This is a genomic window from Flavobacterium sp. WC2416 (assembly GCF_041200095.1).
Taxonomy (GTDB): domain Bacteria; phylum Bacteroidota; class Bacteroidia; order Flavobacteriales; family Flavobacteriaceae; genus Flavobacterium.
In genome coordinates this window covers 2,213,978-2,233,379 of record NZ_CP165626.1, presented here as the reverse complement: position 1 = coordinate 2,233,379, position 19,402 = coordinate 2,213,978, and the positions used below count along the sequence as shown (strand labels likewise).

Below are 19,402 nucleotides of genomic sequence, written 5' to 3'. Positions count from 1 at the left end.
TTATTGTAGAGGAATCTATTTCATATCAAAATTACAAAAAAACTTTGTTAGCCTTTTAAAATAAGGGGTAATAAACGAAAATGATATAATTTGATTCTTTTAAAAAAAAAGGGATCACCTTATTATTTTTTAAATAAATAAGAAACCCCTAATTTAGTTTAACTTCCGAAATATATTTTTAAGAAATCTTGAAAACATTAACACTTAATGGAGGAAGCAATAATTCGGCAGAATAATCCCTTCCATCATATGGAGAGGATTCAATTGTTAGTTTTTCAGGATTAATTACTCCACTTCCACCATAAATTTTTGCATCACTATTAAAAATTTCTTTTAGTTTCCCTTTTTTAGGAAGGCCAATTCTATAATTAGAGCGAACAATTTGAGTGAAATTACAAACTATTATCAAATCATCTTTTGGTTTATTCCCTTTTCGAATAAATGAAAAAACAGCATTTTGATGGTCTGAATAATTAATCCATTCAAAACCTTCTGGATTAAACTGCTTTTCATGCAAAGCAGGTTCCGTTTTGTATAAATTATTTAAATCAGTAATCAATTTCTTTATCCCTTCATGAAAAGGATATTGTAACAAATGCCAATCTAAACTTCCTTCAAAATTCCACTCTGCACTTTGTCCAAATTCACAACCCATAAACAATAATTTGGTTCCTGGATGTGTAAACATATAACCGTAAAGTAATCTTAAATTAGCAAATTTTTGCCATTCATCACCAGGCATCCTGCCAGCAATTGATTTTTTACCATACACCACTTCATCATGAGATAAAGGCAGCATGAAATTTTCAGAAAAAGTATACGTCATCGAAAATGTCAATTCATTTTGATGGTATTTGCGATAAACCGTTTCTTTTTGAAAATATTCTAAAGTATCATGCATCCAACCCATCATCCATTTCATTCCAAATCCCAATCCACCAACAGATGTTGGTCTTGAAACCATTGGAAACGAAGTACTTTCTTCTGCTATCGTTTGTACTCCTTCATAATTAGAGTAAACAGCTTCATTAAATTCTTTCAAAAAACTAATGGTATCTAGATTTTCTCTACCTCCATAAATATTTGGTTCCCATTCACCATCATTTCTTGAATAATCTAAATACAACATCGAAGCAACGGCATCTACTCGTAAACCATCAGCATGATAGTACTGCAACCAGAATAAAGCATTACTAATTAAAAAGGAACGAACTTCATTTCGTCCATAATTAAACACTAAACTTTTCCAATCAGGATGATATCCTTTTCTTCGATCTGGGTGTTCAAAAAGATTAGAACCATCAAAGAACCCTAAACCATGTGCGTCGTCAGGAAAATGTGATGGAACCCAGTCTAAAATAACACCTATCCCAGCTTGATGCAGCTTATCAACTAAAACCATAAAATCTTGTGGTTTACCAAAACGAGATGTCGGTGCAAAATAACCAACTAATTGATAACCCCATGAAGGATCATAAGGATATTCCATTATAGGCATAAATTCCACATGAGTAAAACCAGTTTCTTTTACATAGTTTACTAAATCCTCAGCAAATTCTAGATAAGTCAAAAAACGATTTTCTTCAGCATGACGTTTCCAAGATCCCAAATGAACTTCATAAACAGAATAAGGTTTGTCTAATCCATTATGGTCTTGGCGTGATTTCATCCATTTAGTATCATCCCATTTGTAGTCTAAATCCCAAATTACTGAGGCCGTATGTGGTGGTTGCTCACAATAAAAAGCAAACGGATCTGCTTTTTCAGTAATAATCCCATCATTATTAGATTGAATTTTATATTTATAGGTAGTTCCTTTTTCAATATTTGGAATAAAACCTTCCCATATTCCTGAAGAATCCCATCTTACTTGCAACAAATGTTCTCCTTGTTTCCAAAAATTAAAATCTCCAACTACAGAAACGGAATGAGCTGTAGGTGCCCAAACGGCAAAATACACTCCTTTTACACCATCTAACTCAATCAAATGCGCCCCAAGCTTTTCATAGAGTCTATAATGTTTCCCAGCTTTGAATAAGTTAATATCAAAGTCAGTAAAAAGAGAATGCGTGATAACTTTACTCATATGGCAATTTTATAGTTCTAATGTTTAATTCATTAGAATATTAGTTTAAAAACAGTTTAATAACTTAATTAATTTTGTAATTATCCGGTATTACTGAACCTTTTTTAATTACAACAATTCCTTCTCTGATAGAATACAAATCATTTGAAAAATCTTCTAAATGCTTTCCTCCATTGATATAAACATCATTCCCAATTCTACAATTTTTATCAACTAGAGCATTGTTAATAAAACATCTTTCCCCTATTCCCATTAAAATTTTATTATTCGCTTTTTCTTCATCCATTATATCAATGCTTTGATAAAAATCATTACCCATAACATAGGAGTTTTGAATAATTGTTTCATCGCCAATTCTAGAACGAATTCCTATAACTGATTTTTTAATTTCTTTGGCACTTATGATACAACCTTCTGAAATAAGTGATTGCTCAATAAGTGTATTACGGAATTTTGATGGAGGCAATAATCTAGGTCTAGTGTAAATTTTATTTTCATTATCAAATAAATTAAATTTTGGAACATCATCAGTAAGACCTATGTTAGCTTCAAAAAAAGAATCAATATTACCAATATCAGTCCAATACCCTTCATATTGATAGCTTAATATTTTTTTATTTCCAACAGCTTGCGGTATAATTTCTTTACCAAAATCTTTGGTATCAGGATTTGCCATTAAATCAATTAATAATTTTCTATTGAAAATATAAATCCCCATTGAAGCAAGATAATGCTTTCCTTCACTTTTCATTTGCTCACTTACATTTGATTCCCAATCAGGCAACAATGAAGCAGCTGGTTTTTCAATAAATGATTCAATACAGCTTTCGCTATTAGTTTTTAGAATACCAAACTCGGGAGCATCTTTAGCGTTTACAGGTAAAGTTGCTATAGTTATATCAGCCCCATGTTTTATATGTTCATCAAGCATTTCGTTAAAATCCATTTGATACAGTTGATCTCCAGAAAGTATCAAAGCATAATCAAAATCATGATTTAAAAAATGAGGCATACATTGTCTAACAGCATCAGCAGTTCCTTGAAACCAAGTAGGGTTATCAGGAGTTTGCTCGGCAGCTAGAATATCTACAAAAGCTTGACTAAAAGCATTAAAAGTATAGGTGTTTTTTATATGTGCGTTTAAAGAAGCCGAATTAAATTGTGTTAATACAAACATTCTTTTAATATCCGAATTCATACAATTTGAAATAGGAATATCAACCAATCTATATTTTCCTGCAATAGGCACCGCAGGTTTTGATCTAGTTGCGGTTAAGGGATATAATCTAGAACCTTGGCCTCCCCCAAGAATGATTGAAACAACATTATTCTTTTTAGCTTTCATATTTTGTTGATTATTAAATTATACATATCTATATATTCTTGACAAACTCTTTCCCAGGAATGGTCGGTTTTCATTCCACGTTTTATAATTTTATTTAAATGCTCTTTATTCTTATATAAATTTACAGCTCTATTAATGGAGTAACAAATATCTCCAACAGATGATTGATCATGACAAATTCCATTACCATCATCTCCAAAATCAATTACAGTATCTTTTAAACCACCAGTTCTTCTTACTATTGGAATTGTTCCATATCGCAAAGAATACATTTGATTCAAACCACATGGTTCTACTCTAGATGGCATCATTAAGAAATCGGCTCCCGCATAAATTAAATGAGCTAATTCTTCATTGTATCCAATAAACGTATTATAATTTCCTTTATAATCAATCAATAAGCTATTTAATCTATTTTCAATATCTGCATTTCCAGATCCTAATATCAAAATATTAATTTCTTTAAAATTTTCTGATAACGCTAAAGCTGAAGCATGAGGCAATAAATCACCTCCTTTTTCTTCCAGTAATCGACCAATAAAACTAAATAAAGGTTTTGTAGGATCTAAATTAAAAAGAGTACATAATATTTCTTTATTTTGCTGTTTTCCTTTTTCGAAATTTTTGATAGAATATTTTTTCTCTAACATTACATCTTTAGCTGGATCCCATACTTCTGTGTCTATTCCATTTAAAATTCCTTTTGATTTATATCTAACAAGATTAAACAATGATTCTAATCCATTAGCTGAATAATTAATTTCATTAAGGTAGTTGGGAGAAACCGTAGTTACAGCCCAAGCACATTTTACAGCTACAGCAAGAGAATTAATACAATTATCCCATTCTAAAACTTTTACATGAGAAAGATCAAATTCTGGAAAGTAATTTAATTTATCAAAACCAAATTGACCTTGATACAAACCATTATGAATCGTAATCATTGATGGTGTATTTTGTAATTTTAAATACTTATCACAATATAACATCATAAATGGAATCAACCCTGTATGATGATCATGGCAATTAATAACGTCAGGAATTTCACTTCTACCTATGATCCAATCTAAAGTTGCTATTTGAAAAGATAAAAATCGTTCAATATCATCTTCATATCCATAAACCTCTTTTCTGTCAAAAAGTTCTGGAATTTCAATAAGGTATAATTCAAAACCAAGTTTATCAGTAGTTTCTTTGAGAACACTAAAAGGAAAATTAAACTTTCCTAATTTTATTGATCCCCAGTGTACACATTCAAAATCATTCTCTTTTCTAAACTTTGTATCATAACATGGTATTACAACTCTAACTTGATGTCCAGCATTATTTTGGTATTTGGGTAAAGCTCCAACAACATCAGCTAGTCCACCCACTTTTGCTACAGGATAACATTCTGCACTAATATGAAATATTTCCATTTTATAAAATTTGTTTTTTCAATTATTTACAAAAGAATGGCTTTAATATTTGAATTAGAGCTAATTCTTAGTTTAGGGTAATTACCTATAAAAGACAAAAACCTTTTATAAATTATATTACTTTTATGTTTTTCTAAATTTAGTAAAAAATAAATAAAATGAAAGCCCTAATAAAAATTTATTGAAATGTCAAAAAATACTTCTATTAACCAACAAAAATTAAAAATTCCTAAGCTTATTATAGTAACGAGTAAATTTATCTCGCTAATCTCTCCAAAATTAGCTGTATTATATGCAGCAAAACTGTTTACAACACCAATAAAACATACTCTTCCTAAAAGAGAATGGGACATGAATCGAAAAAGTGAGCAAAAAGCATTGTTAATTCCGCAAATAAATAAGCATGTTGTTATTTATCAATATGGTAAAAGTGATAAAAAAATACTATTAGTTCACGGATGGTCAGGACGTGGTACACAACTAGTAAAAATAGCTGATGAATTACTAAAAGAAGAGTACTCGACAATAAGTTTTGATGCTCCTGCACATGGAAAATCACCTGGTAATAGCTCAATTATGATTGATTTTATTGCTTCAATAATAGAAATAGACAAACAATACGGGCCATTTGAAGCTGCTATTGGTCATTCTTTAGGAGGAATGTCAATATTAAATGCTATAAAAAATGGATTAAAAGTGAAATCTGCTACAATTATTGGAAGTGGGGATATTGTTCAGGATATTATTGATGACTTTGTCTCAAACCTAAAATTAAAGCCCAATATTGCAAAAAGAATGCAATTGCATTTTGAAAAAAAATATAACGAACCAATGAACAATTACTCCGCTTATATTGCTGCTAAAAATACAACTATACCAGTTCTAGTTATACATGACCAAGATGATTTTGAAGTACCAGTAAAAGCGGGAATTCATATTCATAAACATTTACAAAATGGAGAATTAGTTATTACAAACGGTTTAGGGCATCGAAAAATTTTGGGAGACCATAATGTCGTGCAAAAAGTAATTACCTTTATAACTAAAAATCAATAATAATAATAATAATAATAATATGAAATATCCTTTAGAAAAAACGGAGGCACAATGGAAAGAAGAATTAGGCGAAGAGAGATACCATATTCTACGTCAAAAAGGAACAGAACGTGCTCACACAGGTACTTACAATTTACATTACGAAAAAGGAACATACTGTTGCGGGGCTTGTTCAGAACCACTATTTGAGAGTAATTCTAAGTTTGATGCACACTGTGGCTGGCCTTCTTTTGATGATTCTATTCCAGGAAAAGTAAAATACATTCTTGACAAAACTCACGGAATGATTCGTACAGAAATTGTATGCGCTAATTGTGGTGGTCATCTTGGACATGTATTTAATGATGGCCCAACAAAAACTGGACAACGATTCTGTGTAAATTCTTTATCTGTAGATTTTAAAGGATAAAAGAATTTTATAGAAATGATTTCTTAAAACTAGGCTTTGTCCTATTTTTTGATGCTTGTTCATATGCGTACCCTATTCCTATTAATTTTGGTTCTGAATAGGCCAATCCAAAAAAAGATAATCCAACAGGCAAATCATAAACCATCCCTCCAGGAACAGTAATGTGTGGATAACCACTAGCAGCTGCGGGAGTTGTCAAGAAGACATCTCCCCATCGATCACCATAAATCATGTCGATACTACAAGCAGGCCCCATAGTAAGACCACAAATAGCATCCAATTTATTTATTGAAATGACTTTGTCAATTATCTCTTTGGAACCAAAGTGACTTTTATTACGTGCTTCAATATATTTTTTATCAGTTAAATTTCCTTTTTCATTCGAACTAATTAAGGTTTCTTGTTTGAAGTATGGCATGGCTTTGTTTTCATTGGCAATATTGAAATCAATGACATCCTTCAAACTTTTAACTTTACTATTTGAAGTACTTAGATAATTGTTCAGCCCAGTTTTAAACTCAAATTGCATCACTTCAAACTCAGATTCTCCCAACTTACCTATTTCATCTAAATAATCAATTTCTATAATTGTTGCTCCTTTACTTTTAAGCAAGTCAATTGCTTTTTGCTGCAATTCATGCATAAATTGATTCTTGCCTTGAGGTTTTCGTTCTACACCAATTCTTTTACCATTTAGTGCTTCCTTGTCCAAGAATTTAGTGTAATCATGATATGCTTTTCCGTTGCTTTCATTTGTTACTGAATCTTTTTCATCTACACCAGTCATAGCACCTAATAAAATTGCAGCATCAGTTACTGTTCTTGCCATTGGTCCAGCAGTATCCTGCGTACTTGAAATGGGAATAATACCCGTTCTACTAACTAAACCTACAGTAGGTTTTATCCCTACTATGCCACTTACAGAAGCTGGACATACGACTGATCCATCTGTTTCAGTACCGATCGCAACTACACAAAGATTGGAAGCTACAGCAACCCCTGATCCTGCACTAGAACCACATGGATTATGATCTAAAATATAAGGATTTTTAGTTTGTCCACCTTTACTACTCCATCCAGAACAAGAAGAAGTCGATCTGAAATTAGCCCATTCACTTAAATTCGTTTTTCCTATTAATACTGCTCCTGCTTCTCTTATTTTTTTAATCACAAAAGCATCAGCACCTGCAATATTACCTACTAAAGCAAGTGAACCCGCAGTTGTTTGCATTTTATCTCCTGTGTCTATATTGTCTTTTATCAAAATTGGAATTCCATGCAAAGATCCCCTATTTTTACCAGCCTTCAATTCATCATCCAACTCCTTTGCTATAGCAATTGCATCAGGATTAATTTCAATAACTGAATTTAAAGTGAATCCTTTCTTATCGATAGATTCTATACGTTCTAAATACATTCTAACTAATTGTTCCGAAGTAAATTTTCCCGAAGATAATTTCTCCCTTAAACTGCTAATTGTTTCTTCATCTAATTCAAAATCAACATTTGAAATATTAACTGTCGCTAATGTTTCTTCCGGTTTTTTTTCACCTTGAGCACAACTTGTAACCAATAAAGTACTTAGCCCAGCAGATGCTAACGTTGCAGTTCTTAAAAAAGATCTTCTTTTCATATTTAGATATTTACAAGATTTTAGAAAACTAATTTAATCGTTTTTTGTTAAATTCAATAAAATATCACAATGAACAATAGTTAAAATTAAAATGATAGTTTATAAAGTAAATGTTTCCAGTGTAAATTATTAATTAAAAACTATTTTTCAGATCTATAAAGCCAAAATGATCTAGTTAAAATCTTTTATATCATGACTTGAAAAAAAAAACATTTAAAAAAAAAGCAACCTGTTTATAAGTACATTTGCACTTTTTTATCAAAATAAAGTTTTAAATATAAGTCTTCATCTATGTCTTCAACCAAATTTAGGATCGTTGCTATTAAAGCATTAAAATTCATAGGAATAACAATTATAAGCATTCTTATGTTGATGTTTATTTTGCCTTTTATTTTCGCAGAAAAGATTGAAACAGAAATAAAAAAAGAGGCAAATAACAAACTAAATGGAGAACTAAATTATTCTGAAGCAAAAGTTTCTTTTTTCCACCATTTCCCTTCATTAACAATCTCACTAAATAACTTTAAATTAAATGGTTCTGCACCTTATCAAAAAGAAGCCTTTATTACAGCTGATGAAGTTTCTTTTGGTATCAATGTGTCCAGCCTTATTTTTAGTAGCACTATAAATATTGATCAAATTTATTTGAATAATTCCAAAATCAATATAAAAGTCAATAGAGACGGCCAAGCAAACTACAATGTATACATCGCACCCAAAGAAGCTTTAGATGATGAAAAAAAAGAAACGGCTTTAAAATTAGAAAAAATTGAAGTTAAAAACAGCCAAATTAATTATGACGATCAATCTACTAAAATTCATTTTGACGCAATAGGTTTTAACTATCTAGGAAATGGAGATTTAAGTAAGGACGTATTTGATTTATATTCTAAAGCCAAAATTGACAAATTGAATATCATCTATGAAAACGAGCCTTACTTGATGAATAAAAAAGTCGACGCTGACTTGATTACAAAAGTGAATGTAAACTCATTATCGTTTATTTTTGAACAAAATGATTTAAAAATAAACAAATTATTAGTTGACTTCAAAGGGAAATTCGACTTCCTAAAAGATGGTTATAATATTGATTTTATTGTAAAATCAACCAATAGTAATCTAGAAGACCTGTTTACTGCATTTCCTCCAAAATACATTACTTGGCTTGAAAAAACAGAACTTAAAGGAAAAACAGATTTACTTCTTACGCTTAAAGGTCCTTATATTGCCTCAGAAAACAAAGCACCAAATTTAAATCTAGATTTAAAAATAAAAGACGGTTTTGTCAATTATAACAGTAGTGCATTTCCTGTTTCCAATCTAAATTTAGATATTTCAACCTCACTTCCTTCTTTAAATCCTGATCTTTTGATTGTTGATGCAAAAAACATATCATTAGACATCAATAAAGATTATTTAAAAACAAAATTATATGTAAAAGGAATCAATAATCCTGAAATTGATCTTACTATGGATGCTAAAATAGATTTAGAAAAACTGAATCTTGCACTCGGAATTCCAGATATACAATTAAAAGGAATGCTTATTGGTAAAGGAAGTTCAAAAGGTACATTCGATGCTAAAAATCATATTTTCCCTATTACGGATGTTACTTTGAATTTGCAAAATGGTTTTATCCAAACAAAATACTATCCAAACCCCATTACAAATATTAATATTGTTTCAAAAATCAGCAATCAAAAAGGAACATTCAGCGACCTTAAAATACTACTACAACCTACTCAATTTACATTTGAAGGGAAGCCAGTTTTTGTAACTGCTGATCTATCTAATTTTGAAGATTTAAGTTATGATATAAAAGCCAAAGGTACACTTGATATTAGTAGAATATACAAGGTCTTCTCACAAAAAGGGTTGGATATTGACGGATTTATTAAAGCAGATCTAGCATTAAAAGGAAAACAAAGTGATGCCGAAAAAGGGAATTATAGTAAACTATACAACAAAGGCAAACTTGAATTACGAAACATCCTTTTAGTATCGGAATACTTGCCAAAACCATTTCTTATAAAAGAAGGCGTTTTTAAAATTAATCAAGACAAAATGAATTTTAATCACTTTTTGGCAGCATATGGTCAATCCGATTTTAAAATGAATGGTTATTTACAAAATGTCTTCAATTTTCTTACAACCAAAAATGGTGTCTTGAGAGGATCATTTATACTAAATTCAAAATATATCAATGCCGACGAATTCATGTCGACTACTGCTAACACAACTACTACAACTGATACTACAAAAACGGAAATAGAGATCGAAAAACCAGAAACAGGAGTTATTCTTATACCTTCAAATTTTGATTTAAGATTTCAAGCTAATGCGAATAAAGTTAATTTCAATGGACTTACGCTTAACGATGCACAGGGAAACCTCCAAATGAAAAAAGGTAAATTAACGATGGAAAATACAGGCTTTAACTTAATAGGCTGTAGTGTTACTATGAATGCAAAATACCAAGGAATTTCAACAAAAAAAGCACTATTTGAATACAGCATTAAAGCCAGTGACTTTGACATTAAAAGAGCCTATAAAGAAATAAAAATCTTTAGAGAAATGGCCAGTGCTGCCGAAAAAGCACAAGGAATAATTTCATTAGATTATAAGCTTAAAGGAAAGTTAAATGGTAAAATGGAACCTGTATACCCATCCTTAACTGGTGAAGGTGTTGTTTCTATAAAAGACGTTAAATTATACGGTATGAAAATGTTTAATGCTGTAAGTAAAAAAACAAACCATGAAGGTATAAAAAATCCACAATTAACAAAAGTAGATGTTAAAAGTTCTATTAAAAATAACATCATAATACTAGAGCGATTTAAATTTAAATTTGCCGGTTTTAGACCAAGGATTGAAGGACAAACAAGTCTAGACGGAAAACTAAATCTAAAAATGCGCTTAGGTTTACCTCCTTTAGGAATATTTGGAGTTCCTCTAGTTATTACTGGAAACAAAGACCATCCTAAAATTAAAATTGGAAGAAAATCAGAAGAACTTGAAGAAATCAAAGATACAATCAATTAGTTCAAAATAAATTTAGAATAAAAAAGCTATACTATAAGTTATTAATAGTATAGCTTTTTTATTTTTAAATTGATCCCTACTAGTACGAACAAATCTTGTCAACTATTTTAGCAACAGCACTTATCTCGGTTGTGTTTTCAATAGTTGGACCAGCAACCCATACCGTTTTGTAAGTCACTTCGGTAGCTGCTTTAGTAACAGCATTGGATCCTTTCATATAACGAATCATCTTCACCCATTTTTTTAGGGTTTTATTTCTATTTAAAGTATTTTCAATCCAAGTTTGTTGTGTCCCTACCTTATTAACATATGGAGTATTAATAACGGTACAAGGTGTGCCCGATATTTTCTTAGTTAAAACAATATCTTTAGCTCCATAATCAACACAAGCTTGTTTGTATTCCTCTGAAACACCCGACTCAAATGAAGCAATAAATGGGCTACCAACAGAAACCCCAACAGCACCAAAGCCTAGCATTTTATCTAAATCGGCTTTTGTACTTACTCCTCCTGCAGAAATAACGGGTAAAGAAGTGTTTAAATTCAACTCTTTAATCAACTCTTCAGCAGATAAATCCCCACGATGTCCTCCAGCCTCATTATTTACTGCAATTAAAGCATCTCCACCTAAACTTTCCACTTTTTTAGCAAAAGCCAAGTCAGTAACATCGCAAAAAACTTTAATACCTACCTTATGAGCTTGATTAATAGTCTCCTCGGGAGAGCCTAAAGATGTTATTATGAAGTCCACCTTTTCCTCACATAATACAGCCAACTGATTCTTGTATTTTATATTAGATTTATTCACTATTAGATTGTAACCAAAACTACCTCCTTCAACTTTAGCTGCTTTAAGTTCAATTATAGAAGCTCGTAATTCATCTAGAGTACGGTAATTTAAAGCTGGAATACAACCCGCCACACCCGATTTCATTCCTTCAATAACCATTTTAGTATTGGAAACAAGAAACATAGGAGCCATTATTAATGGATGTTTAATCTTTAAAAGGGAAGTTAACGTTGGTTTTATCATCTTTAGTTTTAAATTTACATCAAAGATATCAAAATATACTATGCGTGCATAGTATATAAAAGTAAATACTTAAAATCATATTAAAGCTGTTAGTAAAATTTGGGCGTGACCTTCCTAAAAAAAAGTCAGGGAGGGCTATTCATTACAAGTCCTCGTTCCATTGAGTAAGAGACTCAATGGAACTGTGAGCTTTTCACTGCTATCACTCACGCTAAAAACATACCTTATAAACATGCGACATTTGCAAGCATTTTCTACATTATTACACCAAAGTAATGACTTTAACATCTAAAATGAATAAATATATTTTAACTACTAATTAGTAGAACTAAAATATTTGCAAAAAACAATCCTATTGCATTTGACACTTCCATTTCCCATATACCTTTAAAAAATACATAAAAACAGAGTGAATATAAAACTTTAAAAAAAAACCTCACAAATAAATGAAAGAGATTTTAAAATAAAAAAATGTCTAGTCCTGAAATAGTGATACACAAAAAAGTATCCTATGGAATCATTACAACAAACGCGCTATTTAAAGCGTACGCAAAAAGACTACACTATGTCTTTAAAATTAGAAATCGTTCAAGAAATAGAACGAGGACAACTTACAGTTAGCCAAGCAACAAAGAATTACGGTATTCAATGTAGAAAGACAGTTGTACAATGGCTAATTAAATTTGGTAACTTTGATTGGGAGAACCAAATCTCTTCAAAGATGGAAAAAACACCCGAACAAAAGATTATGGAGCTTGAAGTTCAAGTCAAGCTTCTAGAAAAACAAAAGGCATTCCTGGAGCGACAGGCTTTTGTTGCAGACAAGAAGGCTATCCTGTTTGATATGATGATTGATTTAGCAGAAAAAGAATATCAAATCGATATCCGAAAAAACTCTGTACCCGAACAATCGATTATTTCAAGACAAAAGAACAACAAACAATAGCATTTACCTGTTATTTGTTCGGGATAGACAGACAGGTTTATTATCGAAGAATTCGAAGAAAAATAGTTAAACAAGATAAAGCAGAACAGGTTATTTTGATGGTTGATGCTATCAGAAAAATAATGCCTAGAATAGGCACTAGAAAACTATATTATCTTTTGTCAGACAAACTCCTATTGATAAAAATAGGCAGAGATAAATTCTTTGATATACTAAGAGCCAATCATTTATTAATACAGCCAAAACGTTCTTATCATATAACAACTAACTCCCATCATCGTTTTAGAAAACACGAGAATTTAATTTTAGATTTAGAGATAAACAGGCCTGAACAAGTCTGGGTGTCAGACATCACGTACATTGGAAAAAGAGATAATCCTTGCTACCTAAGTTTGGTTACCGATGCTTATTCAAAGAAGATAATGGGGTATTTTGTGGCTAACAACTTAAATACTCAAAGTAGTGTAATGGCTTTAAAAATGGCTCTTAAGCAAAGAAAGAATTTTAATTTACCATTGATACATCATTCTGATAGAGGAATTCAATATTGTGCCAATGAATACCAAGAAGAGCTCATCAAAAAAAGGGTTTTATGCAGCATGACACAAAATTCAGATCCTTATGAAAATGCTGTTGCAGAAAGAATAAATGGAATTTTAAAACAAGAATTTAGCATTGATAAATACAATCAAGGAGCAAAAATAACAAATCAAATTGTCAAGGAATCAGTTACTATTTACAATGGACTTAGGCCTCATTATTCGAATTTTATGCTGACTCCAAACCAAATGCATTCTCAAAACAAAACGAAGATGAGAACTTATAAAACAAAAAACAGTAGCAAAAACGTTTTTGCTACTGTTTAATATTTAATTTTAGCTAATAATCTGTATCGCTTTTTTAGGACGGGACAAAACTTCAGTAGCGCTAGCCAACTGAAGTTTCTTGTACTCAGAGCGGGACTTGAACCCGCACGAACATTGCTGTTCACTGGATTTTAAGTCCAGCGTGTCTACCAATTTCACCATCCGAGCATTTTGTGGTACCTCCAGGGATCGAACCAGGGACACATGGATTTTCAGTCCATTGCTCTACCATCTGAGCTAAGGTACCATTATAATTTACTATAAAATGCACATTTTAATAAAAAAACCCGTTTCTTGCAAAACGGGTTCTCAAAAGAAAGGCGACGACATACTCTCCCACATAACTGCAGTACCATCTGCGCAGGCGGGCTTAACTACTCTGTTCGGGATGGGAAGAGGTGAGCCCCGCCGCAATAACCACCTTAAGAAGTTATAATTGCTTTGGGCAATTTTTCAATGATTGTTTATCTTATGATAAAAATCTATTGAACAATATCTTAACATACTGAGATAAAGAAAAAAATATTAGTTCCTGAACGAATCTAGGAATTAGAAAGTTTCCCCAGCCTCTTGCGAGGCTGGAAAGGTGTACATAAGCTTACGGATTATTAGTACTACTCGACTATGACATTACTGCCTTTACATCTATAGCCTATCAACGTGGTCATCTCCCACGATCCTTAAAAGAAATCTCATCTTGTGGTGGGTTTCGCGCTTATATGCTTTCAGCGCTTATCCCTTCCAAACGTAGCTACTCTGCCATGCCACTGGCGTGACAACAGATACACTAGAGGTTTGTCCAATTCGGTCCTCTCGTACTAGAATCAGATCCACTCAAATTTCTTGCGCCCACAGTAGATAGAGACCGAACTGTCTCACGACGTTCTGAACCCAGCTCGCGTGCCACTTTAATGGGCGAACAGCCCAACCCTTGGGACCTTCTCCAGCCCCAGGATGTGACGAGCCGACATCGAGGTGCCAAACCCCCCCGTCGATATGAGCTCTTGGGGGAGATCAGCCTGTTATCCCCGGCGTACCTTTTATCCTTTGAGCGATGGCCCTTCCATGCGGAACCACCGGATCACTATGCTCTACTTTCGTACCTGATCGACCTGTATGTCTCTCAGTCAAGCTCCCTTATGCCATTGCACTCTACGCACGGTTACCAAGCGTACTGAGGGAACCTTTAGAAGCCTCCGTTACTCTTTTGGAGGCGACCACCCCAGTCAAACTACCCACCAAGCAATGTCCCCCGCAAAACGGGGTTAGGCCTCAGATAAACAAAGGGTTGTATTTCAACAATGACTCCACAACGCCTAGCGACGCCACTTCACAGTCTCCAACCTATCCTACACATCATTTATCCAAGGTCAATACTAAGCTATAGTAAAGGTGCACAGGGTCTTTTCGTCCCACTGCGGGTAAACGGCATCTTCACCGTTACTACAATTTCACCGAGCTCATGGCTGAGACAGTGTCCAGATCGTTACACCATTCGTGCAGGTCGGAACTTACCCGACAAGGAATTTCGCTACCTTAGGACCGTTATAGTTACGGCCGCCGTTTACTGGGGCTTCATTTCAATGCTTCTGGTTACCCATAACATCTCCACTTAACCTTCCAGCACCGGGCAGGTGTCAGGCCCTATACTTCATCTTACGATTTTGCAGAGCCCTGTGTTTTTGATAAACAGTCGCCTGGACCTCTTCACTGCGGCCAGCATTGCTGCTGGCGACCCTTCTCCCGAAGTTACGGGTCTATTTTGCCTAATTCCTTAGCCATGAATCTCTCGAGCACCTTAGAATTCTCATCTCGACTACCTGTGTCGGTTTGCGGTACGGGTACTATTAACCTGAAGTTTAGAGGTTTTTCTTGGAAGCCCTTAGGTGCACTATCTCTTTGTCCGAAGACGCCGAGTACTATCGTATTTCCCCAAAACCCGTGGATTTGCCTGCGGGTCTTATAGGTAGGTACTTCAACGAACTATTCCGTCAGTTCGCGGCACTTTCATCACTCCGTCACCCCATCACAGTTAACAGTAGTACGGGAATATTAACCCGTTGTCCATCGACTGTCCCTTTCGGGTTCGCCTTAGGTCCCGACTAACCCACAGCTGATTAGCATAGCTGTGGAAACCTTAGTCTTTCGGTGTGCGGGTTTCTCGCCCGCATTATCGTTACTTATGCCTACATTTTCTTTTCTCACCGGTCCAGCATACCTTACGATACACCTTCTACCCTGTGAGAATGCTCCCCTACCACTTACAATAAATTGTAAATCCATAGCTTCGGTAATATACTTATGCCCGATTATTATCCATGCTCGTCCGCTCGACTAGTGAGCTGTTACGCACTCTTTAAATGAATGGCTGCTTCCAAGCCAACATCCTAGCTGTCTATGCAGACAAACCTCGTTCTTTCAACTTAGTATATATTTGGGGACCTTAGCTGATGGTCTGGGTTCTTTCCCTCTCGGACTTGGACCTTAGCACCCAAGCCCTCACTGTTAGTGAACATTATATAGCATTCGGAGTTTGTCAGGAATTGGTAGGCGGTGAAGCCCCCGCATCCAATCAGTAGCTCTACCTCTATATAACTTTATAACTAACGCTGCACCTAAATGCATTTCGGGGAGTACGAGCTATTTCCGAGTTTGATTGGCCTTTCACCCCTACCCACAGATCATCCCAAGACTTTTCAACGTCAACGGGTTCGGTCCTCCACTATGTGTTACCACAGCTTCAACCTGTCCATGGGTAGATCACACGGTTTCGCGTCTAACACTACTGACTAAAGCGCCCTATTCAGACTCGCTTTCGCTACGGATCCGTGGCTTAACCACTTATCCTTGCCAGCAACGTTAACTCGTAGGCTCATTATGCAAAAGGCACGCCGTCACCCCACGAAGGGGCTCCGACCGCTTGTAAGCGTATGGTTTCAGGATCTATTTCACTCCGTTATTCACGGTTCTTTTCACCTTTCCCTCACGGTACTGGTTCACTATCGGTCTCTCAGGAGTATTTAGCCTTAGCGGATGGTCCCGCCAAATTCAGACAGGATTTCTCGTGTCCCGCCCTACTCAGGATACCACTATCAATTATATCACTTACCTATACAGGACTATCACCCTCTTTGGTTCTACTTTCCAGTAGATTCTAGTTCGTTTTACATTGAATATCGTGGTCCTACAACCCCAACATTGCCGTAACAACATTGGTTTGGGCTAATCCGCGTTCGCTCGCCACTACTTACGGAATCACTTTTGTTTTCTTCTCCTCCGCCTACTTAGATGTTTCAGTTCAGCGGGTTTGCCCACCTATCGGTGTACTAGATCTTCAATCTAGTGGGTTGCCCCATTCAGGTATCTACGGATCAATCGGTGTGTGCCCGTCCCCGTAGCTTTTCGCAGCTTATCACGCCTTTCATCGCCTCTGAGAGCCAAGGCATCCCCCATACGCCCTTATTTTGCTTATTGTACCAATCTTAAATTTAATTAAGACCGTTTTTGTTTGTTTTCTACTATAAATAGTAAAAAACGCTTTCTACTTTTTATATTTTTCTTATCTCAATATGTCAATGAACTTTTATCGCTAGTTTAATCGTTTTTTCGTTTAATCGTTTAACCGATTTAACAAATCAACGTATCAACTTTTGATTTGTGGAGAATAACGGAGTCGAACCGTTGACCTCCTGCGTGCAAGGCAGGCGCTCTAGCCAGCTGAGCTAATCCCCCGTTTCAAATTTTAAATTATGAATGGTGAATTTTGAATTAATGTATAATTCATACTCATACTTCTAAAATTTCCTTTTATTCTGAATTTATTTCAGAATCTATTTAAGTTTAATAGTTGTCTCGGACAGACTCGAACTGTCGACCCCTACATTATCAGTGTAGTACTCTAACCAGCTGAGCTACGAGACACTCTTATTCTTAAATGGTATTATTTGAACTAACAGCAAGAGTAATAAATTCTCAATCTTTGTTTCCACTTTCTCTTTTCGTCTCTTTCCCTACCGTGTTGATTAATCAACTAACACTAAGGCTCTAGAAAGGAGGTGTTCCAGCCGCACCTTCCGGTACGGCTACCTTGTTACGACTTAGCCCTAGTTACCAGTTTTACCCTAGGCAGCTCCTTGCGGTCACCGACTTCAGGCACCCCCAGCTTCCATGGCTTGACGGGCGGTGTGTACAAGGCCCGGGAACGTATTCACCGGATCATGGCTGATATCCGATTACTAGCGATTCCAGCTTCACGGAGTCGAGTTGCAGACTCCGATCCGAACTGTGACCGGTTTTGTAGATTCGCTCCTGGTCGCCCAGTGGCTGCTCTCTGTACCGGCCATTGTAGCACGTGTGTAGCCCAAGGCGTAAGGGCCGTGATGATTTGACGTCATCCCCACCTTCCTCACAGTTTGCACTGGCAGTCTCGTTAGAGTTCCCGACATGACTCGCTGGCAACTAACAACAGGGGTTGCGCTCGTTATAGGACTTAACCTGACACCTCACGGCACGAGCTGACGACAACCATGCAGCACCTTGTAAATTGTCTTGCGAAAAGTCTGTTTCCAAACCGGTCAATCTACATTTAAGCCTTGGTAAGGTTCCTCGCGTATCATCGAATTAAACCACATGCTCCACCGCTTGTGCGGGCCCCCGTCAATTCCTTTGAGTTTCAAACTTGCGTTCGTACTCCCCAGGTGGGATACTTATCACTTTCGCTTAGCCACTGAGATTGCTCCCAACAGCTAGTATCCATCGTTTACGGCGTGGACTACCAGGGTATCTAATCCTGTTCGCTACCCACGCTTTCGTCCATCAGCGTCAATATATTAGTAGTAACCTGCCTTCGCAATTGGTATTCCATGTAATCTCTAAGCATTTCACCGCTACACTACATATTCTAGTTACTTCCTAATAATTCAAGTCTAGCAGTATCAATGGCCGTTCCACCGTTGAGCGATGGGCTTTCACCACTGACTTACTAAACCGCCTACGGACCCTTTAAACCCAATGATTCCGGATAACGCTTGGATCCTCCGTATTACCGCGGCTGCTGGCACGGAGTTAGCCGATCCTTATTCTTACGATACCGTCAAGACTCTACACGTAGAGTTGTTTCTTCTCGTATAAAAGCAGTTTACAATCCATAGGACCGTCATCCTGCACGCGGCATGGCTGGATCAGGCTTGCGCCCATTGTCCAATATTCCTCACTGCTGCCTCCCGTAGGAGTCTGGTCCGTGTCTCAGTACCAGTGTGGGGGATCTCCCTCTCAGGACCCCTACCCATCGTAGCCTTGGTATGCCGTTACCATACCAACTAGCTAATGGGACGCATGCTCATCTTTCACCGATAAATCTTTAATAATTAAATGATGCCACTCAATTATACTATGAGGTATTAATCCAAATTTCTCTGGGCTATCCCTCTGTGAAAGGTAGATTGCATACGCGTTACGCACCCGTGCGCCGGTCTCTAATTCCGAAGAACTATACCCCTCGACTTGCATGTGTTAAGCCTGCCGCTAGCGTTCATCCTGAGCCAGGATCAAACTCTTCATCGTATATTA

General features: G+C 35.4%; 10 protein-coding genes, 4 tRNA genes and 3 rRNA genes. 5 read left to right on the top strand and 12 right to left on the bottom strand.

The window, feature by feature from the left end; genetic code table 11:
- Positions 1–178: 178 nt before the first annotated feature.
- From glgB to AB3G39_RS09495, 3 genes are all read right to left on the bottom strand, one after another.
- The gene (glgB, locus tag AB3G39_RS09505) at positions 179–2,086 is read right to left on the bottom strand and encodes a 1,4-alpha-glucan branching protein GlgB (RefSeq protein WP_369765030.1); all 1,908 of its coding nucleotides are present in this window, start codon (positions 2,084–2,086) and stop codon (positions 179–181) included.
- A 64-nt stretch (positions 2,087–2,150) separates the two neighbouring features.
- A complete protein-coding gene (locus AB3G39_RS09500) occupies positions 2,151–3,431 on the bottom strand; it encodes a glucose-1-phosphate adenylyltransferase (RefSeq protein ID WP_367753399.1) in 1,281 nt (426 codons plus the stop codon).
- Entirely contained in the window at positions 3,428–4,849 is a 1,422-nt protein-coding gene (locus AB3G39_RS09495; RefSeq protein WP_367770258.1) for a glycogen synthase, read from the bottom strand. Before AB3G39_RS09495 ends, AB3G39_RS09500 begins: the two co-directional genes overlap by 4 nt.
- A 186-nt stretch (positions 4,850–5,035) precedes the next feature.
- On the opposite strand from AB3G39_RS09495, the gene AB3G39_RS09490 reads away from it, so the two are divergent.
- A complete protein-coding gene (locus tag AB3G39_RS09490) occupies positions 5,036–5,905 on the top strand; it encodes an alpha/beta fold hydrolase (RefSeq protein ID WP_367770260.1) in 870 nt (289 codons plus the stop codon).
- Positions 5,906–5,924: 19 nt separating this feature from the next.
- Complete coding sequence (gene msrB, locus AB3G39_RS09485) at positions 5,925–6,314, top strand: peptide-methionine (R)-S-oxide reductase MsrB (RefSeq protein ID WP_367770262.1); 390 nt, start codon at positions 5,925–5,927, stop codon at positions 6,312–6,314.
- Between the two features lie 7 nt (positions 6,315–6,321).
- On the opposite strand, the gene AB3G39_RS09480 is transcribed toward msrB, so the two are convergent.
- A complete protein-coding gene (locus AB3G39_RS09480) occupies positions 6,322–7,947 on the bottom strand; it encodes an amidase (RefSeq protein ID WP_367770264.1) in 1,626 nt (541 codons plus the stop codon).
- Positions 7,948–8,238: 291 nt separating this feature from the next.
- On the opposite strand from AB3G39_RS09480, the gene AB3G39_RS09475 reads away from it, so the two are divergent.
- Complete coding sequence (locus AB3G39_RS09475) at positions 8,239–10,989, top strand: AsmA-like C-terminal region-containing protein (RefSeq protein ID WP_369753898.1); 2,751 nt, start codon at positions 8,239–8,241, stop codon at positions 10,987–10,989.
- 79 nt (positions 10,990–11,068) lie between these two features.
- Here the strand turns inward: AB3G39_RS09475 and AB3G39_RS09470 are convergent, their stop codons facing one another.
- A complete protein-coding gene (locus tag AB3G39_RS09470; protein ID WP_369765029.1) occupies positions 11,069–12,022 on the bottom strand; it encodes an NAD(P)H-dependent flavin oxidoreductase in 954 nt (317 codons plus the stop codon).
- A 511-nt stretch (positions 12,023–12,533) separates the two neighbouring features.
- Here AB3G39_RS09470 and AB3G39_RS09465 point away from each other — a divergent pair.
- Together AB3G39_RS09465 and AB3G39_RS09460 are read left to right on the top strand one after the other, a co-directional pair.
- Positions 12,534–12,968: a transposase gene (locus AB3G39_RS09465; protein WP_369764744.1), complete on the top strand. Its 435-nt coding sequence runs from the start codon at positions 12,534–12,536 to the stop codon at positions 12,966–12,968.
- 14 nt (positions 12,969–12,982) lie between these two features.
- Positions 12,983–13,834 (top strand): IS3 family transposase, encoded by an 852-nt coding sequence (locus AB3G39_RS09460; RefSeq protein ID WP_369764745.1) that lies wholly within the window; start codon positions 12,983–12,985, stop codon positions 13,832–13,834.
- A gap of 82 nt (positions 13,835–13,916) precedes the next feature.
- On the opposite strand, the gene AB3G39_RS09455 is transcribed toward AB3G39_RS09460, so the two are convergent.
- From AB3G39_RS09455 to AB3G39_RS09425, 7 genes are all read right to left on the bottom strand, one after another.
- Positions 13,917–14,002, bottom strand: a tRNA-Leu gene (locus AB3G39_RS09455).
- Between the two features lie 6 nt (positions 14,003–14,008).
- Positions 14,009–14,081 (bottom strand) — tRNA-Phe (locus tag AB3G39_RS09450).
- 68 nt (positions 14,082–14,149) lie between these two features.
- A 5S ribosomal RNA gene (rrf, locus tag AB3G39_RS09445) occupies positions 14,150–14,259 on the bottom strand.
- A gap of 163 nt (positions 14,260–14,422) precedes the next feature.
- A 23S ribosomal RNA gene (locus AB3G39_RS09440) occupies positions 14,423–17,308 on the bottom strand.
- Between the two features lie 184 nt (positions 17,309–17,492).
- Positions 17,493–17,566: transfer RNA gene (locus AB3G39_RS09435), tRNA-Ala, on the bottom strand.
- 115 nt (positions 17,567–17,681) lie between these two features.
- Positions 17,682–17,755 (bottom strand) — tRNA-Ile (locus AB3G39_RS09430).
- Between the two features lie 127 nt (positions 17,756–17,882).
- A 16S ribosomal RNA gene (locus AB3G39_RS09425) occupies positions 17,883–19,396 on the bottom strand.
- Together the 16S, 23S and 5S rRNA genes with 4 tRNA genes alongside form the textbook arrangement of a ribosomal RNA operon.
- Between the last annotated feature and the right edge of the window lie 6 nt (positions 19,397–19,402).